The organism is Staphylococcus xylosus, from assembly GCF_002732165.1.
GTDB lineage: Bacteria > Bacillota > Bacilli > Staphylococcales > Staphylococcaceae > Staphylococcus > Staphylococcus xylosus.
Genome location: NZ_MRZO01000021.1, coordinates 1 through 563, shown reverse-complemented (window position 1 = coordinate 563; position 563 = coordinate 1). Strand labels below are relative to the sequence as shown.

2 tRNA genes are annotated in these 563 nt (G+C 40.3%); both read right to left on the bottom strand.

The features are described 5' to 3' along the window. Positions 1–263: 263 nt before the first annotated feature. Positions 264–339, bottom strand: a tRNA-Ala gene (locus tag BTM19_RS12880). Between the two features lie 20 nt (positions 340–359). Further along, positions 360–436 (bottom strand) — tRNA-Ile (locus BTM19_RS12875). Positions 437–563 lie beyond the last annotated feature (127 nt).

Genomic DNA, 563 nt, shown 5'->3' with positions numbered 1-563 from the left:
TCGTTAGTAACGTCCTTCATCGGCTTCTAGTGCCAAGGCATCCACCGTGCGCCCTTAATAACTTAATCTTTTTTGACTTTCAACACGAACAAGTCGGTTGAAAACCCAAAATGTTATTAATCTGTGAGTGTTCTTTCGAACACTAGCGATTATTTCTTTTTGAATTCAAAGCTTGTTAAAAAACTCTAATTCACTCGGTTTTGCTTGGTAAAATCATAAATTTTACTTACTTATCTAGTTTTCAATGTACAAATTTTATTTTATGGTGGAGACTAGCGGGATCGAACCGCTGACCTCCTGCGTGCAAAGCAGGCGCTCTCCCATCTGAGCTAAGCCCCCATAAAAATATTCAAATCTAATGGTGGGCCTAAGTGGACTCGAACCACCGACCTCACGCTTATCAGGCGTGCGCTCTAACCAGCTGAGCTATAGGCCCATTTCGATATGAATACTCTAATGAGCATTCAAAACTGAATACAATATGTCAATGTTATTCCTATTTCATCTTCGTAAGAAGATGTTTCCGAATATATCCTTAGAAAGGAGGTGATCCAGCCGCACCT